We start from the raw sequence: 3,510 nt of genomic DNA on the forward strand, positions 1-3,510 counted from the left end.
TTCGTAGATTTCCTTTAAATTAGGAACATTCTACGAATTTTTATATTTTCATGAACAATTCCGTTTATATATTTTTTAAAATGTAGTAGCAATACTACAAATTTCGCTGTGCTTTCAAATAAAAATACCATCCAGACAATAGTATCTGGACAGTTCGTTATTTCTTAACTTAATGACATTGGAAATTGTTCCCCCCTTTGAACAAAGACTTATTTATTTGGATCTACTGAAACGGCTTCCGTTTGAACACCATCTACTAAGTTAAAAACTAATACAGACTTCTTAGGTGAATGTGTCTTATCAAATGTGAATGAACCAGTAAAACCTTCAAAATCAGAATCTGTAATTGCCTTTTGTAGAATAGCACCAGACTTAGCTGATTTTTCCAGAGCTTGTAAAACTAAATTAGCAGCATCGTAAGCTAATACAGAGAACATATTTGGAGCTTCTCCATATTCTTTAGTATATGCATCAACAAATGCTGTTAAAGTATCGCTTGCATTAACTGTAGTATAAGCAGTTGAATAGTAGCAGTTATTTAAATTTTCTTTACCTGCAAGTTCTGCTAATTTTTCTGATTCAAATACATCATCACCTTTATCTTTTACTTTTGTGATGATACCGGCAAAGTCAGTGTCTTTAGTGTTATAGCTTTCTGTAGCTACAACTTCTCCACCTAAATCTTCAAATTTTGTGTAAATTCTTTAATTAGACCCTTTCCATAATCACTAACTTCGTTAATGATAACAGCTTTTTTCTTACCTAAGTTTTCATATCCAAATTTAGCCATTGCCTTACCTTGATATGAATCTACAAAACAAATGCGGAACGCATATTCATAAGGAGAATCCCCATTCATTGTTGCATCTACCTGAGTAGCAGATGGTGAAATGACTGGAACTTGGTTTTGATCCGCTACTGGATATGTCGCAATAGAAGCACCTGAAGTTGCAGGTTCAACTATAAAAGCTACACCATCTTCAGTCATCAATTTTGTAGCTGCTGAAGTAGATTCACTAGCATCTACTTTATTATCCATTTTGACAGCTTTAATTTTATATTTTGAATCCTTGTTTGCGTTATTTTCCTTGATAGCTAGCGTTGCACCTTTATACTCAGCTTGACCATAAGAAGCTACAGCACTAGACAATTCATAGTTCAAACCAATCTTGACCGTATCTCCTTCCTTTAATTCAGTTGCAGCAGTTCCACTTCCTGAACTACATCCGACTAACATGCTTAATGCAACAGCACTAGAAGCAAACGTTTTTTATAATTTACCTTTCATAATCTATACCTCCCTCGAGTTGTACAGATATGGTAGCGCAAGCGGAAAACGTTTTTTAGCCTTTTTGACACATAATTTACATTACTTTCAAAAGCTTTCTTTGCACAAAAAAATAGCTAAAGTAATCAAAACCTTAGCTATTCAATCAACTGTTAATACATTCCCTGAGGCATTGTAGGTGCTGGTTCTTCTTTATCAATTTTAGCAACTCCAGCTTCTGTTGTTAAGAACAAAGCTGAAATACTAGAAGCATTCATCAATGCATTACGAGTTACTTTTGTAGGATCAATGATACCAGATTCAATCATATCTACCCATTCACCATGTTTTGCATCAAATCCTACATTTTCACCTACTTCTTTTTGTCTTTCAACAATCTCTTCACTGTTATATCCAGCATTATCAGCAATCTGTGCAATTGGAGCTAACAATGCATCAAATACAACTTTAATACCTTTTTGTACATCAACTACATCCGATTTTATTTCATCTTTTAATGCCACATAAGCCTTTACTAAACAAGATCCACCTCCAACTACAATACCTTCACTAACAGCAGCACGAGTTGAGTTCAACGCATCTTCAATACGAAGTTTCTTTTCTTTCAATTCACTTTCAGTTGCAGCACCCACTTTAATGATTGAAACACCATTTGATAATTTACCTAAACGCTCTGCCATACGTTTCTTATCATAATCACTTGTTGTATTTTCCATTTGTGCTTCAATTTCAGATACACGGGCAGCCACATCTTCTTTACTTCCAGCTCCACCAATCATTGTCGTATTATCTTTTGTGACAACAATCTTTTTAACTGTACCCAAATCCGATAACTGCATATCTTTTAATTCCATATTCAAATCTTTTGAATAGAATTTAGCACCTGTCATAATCGCAATATCTTGCAACATTTCTTTTTGGTTGTCGCCAAAGCCTGGAGCTTTAGTTGCAACTACATTGAATGTTCCACGAAGTTTATTTAATGCCAAAGTAGAAACTACTTCATTTTCTAAATCTTCCGCAATAATCAATAACGCACGATTTGCCTGAACCAATTGTTCAAGTAAAGGTAAAATTTCCTGAATGTTTGTGATCTTTTGATCCGTTACTAATACATAAGCATTTTCCATTATAGCTTCCATCTTTTCACGATCACTAACCATATATGGAGAAACATAACCCTTGTCATATTGCATACCTTCACTAATCTCAAGTTCTGTTTCAAAGCCTTTTGAATCATCTGTTGAAATGACACCATCACGACCAACTTTTTCCATCGCATCCGCAATAATCTTACCAATTTCTTCCGATCCAGATGAAATTGTCGCAACATTGGCAATATCTTTACTGCTTTCTACTTTCTTAGAAACAGATAAGATATAATCACTTACTGCCTTAGCTGCTTTTTCAATACCTTCTCGCATCAATACAGGATTTGCCCCACGATCCACTTGACGTAAACCATTTTCAATCATACTTTGAGCTAAAATTGTAGCTGTTGTTGTTCCGTCTCCAGCTGTATCATTTGTCTTATTGGCAACTTCATATACCAATTTAGCACCCATATTTTCAAACTTATCTTCCAATTCAATTTCTTTAGCAATACTTACACCATCGTTTGTGATCAATGGGGATCCATATTCCTTTTCAAGAACAACATTACGTCCTTTAGGACCTAAAGTAACACGAACTGCATTTGCTAATGTGTTAACACCTCTTAACATGGATTCACGAGCATCTTTTGAAAAACGTACTTCTTTAGCCATAATTCATTACCTCCTACTACTTACTTACTGCAATGATATCTTCATCTTTGATGACAATGAATTCTTCATCATCAAGCTGCATTGTAGTTCCTGAATATTCTTTATATAAAACTTTATCTCCACAAGCATATCCCGCATCTTTAACATCTGCACCAATACTTGCGACAACTGCAAGCTTTGACTTTTCTTTTCCACTTGTCAAAATAATTCCACTTGCCGTAGTTTTTTCTTCTTTCTCTTTCTTTAATAAAACATAATCATGTAAAGGTTGTAACATAATTCATCCTCCTTTTAGCACTTAGTTATTCTAACTGCTAATTACTATTATACTCATTTTTAGCACTGATGCAATAAGTTTGCTAAAATTTAATAAAAGAAAATGGCGAGGATTACTCGCCATATGGGTAACCAATTTTAATTAGGGTCATTATTTTTGGGGTCTATTTTAGGGTCAAT

General features: G+C 34.3%; 4 protein-coding genes. All 4 read right to left on the bottom strand.

Going from position 1 to position 3,510, the window contains the following annotated elements; translation table 11 throughout:
- Nucleotides 1-209: 209 nt before the first annotated feature.
- Nucleotides 210-701 (bottom strand): ABC transporter substrate-binding protein, encoded by a 492-nt coding sequence (locus tag LJE08_RS15365; protein WP_368735833.1) that lies wholly within the window; start codon nt 699-701, stop codon nt 210-212.
- Nucleotides 677-1,237 carry an ABC transporter substrate-binding protein gene (locus LJE08_RS13060; protein WP_227403448.1) on the bottom strand — a complete coding sequence of 187 codons (561 nt, stop codon included), beginning with the start codon at nt 1,235-1,237 and terminating at the stop codon, nt 677-679. The genes LJE08_RS15365 and LJE08_RS13060 overlap by 25 nt, the downstream gene beginning before the upstream one ends.
- A 203-nt stretch (nt 1,238-1,440) precedes the next feature.
- The gene (groL, locus tag LJE08_RS13065; RefSeq protein WP_227403449.1) at nt 1,441-3,054 is read right to left on the bottom strand and encodes a chaperonin GroEL; all 1,614 of its coding nucleotides are present in this window, start codon (nt 3,052-3,054) and stop codon (nt 1,441-1,443) included.
- A gap of 16 nt (nt 3,055-3,070) precedes the next feature.
- Nucleotides 3,071-3,331, bottom strand: a complete 261-nt coding sequence (locus tag LJE08_RS13070; RefSeq protein WP_117926251.1) for a co-chaperone GroES family protein — start codon at nt 3,329-3,331, stop codon at nt 3,071-3,073.
- Nucleotides 3,332-3,510 lie beyond the last annotated feature (179 nt).

Source organism: Holdemanella sp. DFI.5.55, from assembly GCF_020593575.1.
GTDB lineage: Bacteria > Bacillota_I > Bacilli_A > Erysipelotrichales > Erysipelotrichaceae > Holdemanella > Holdemanella hominis.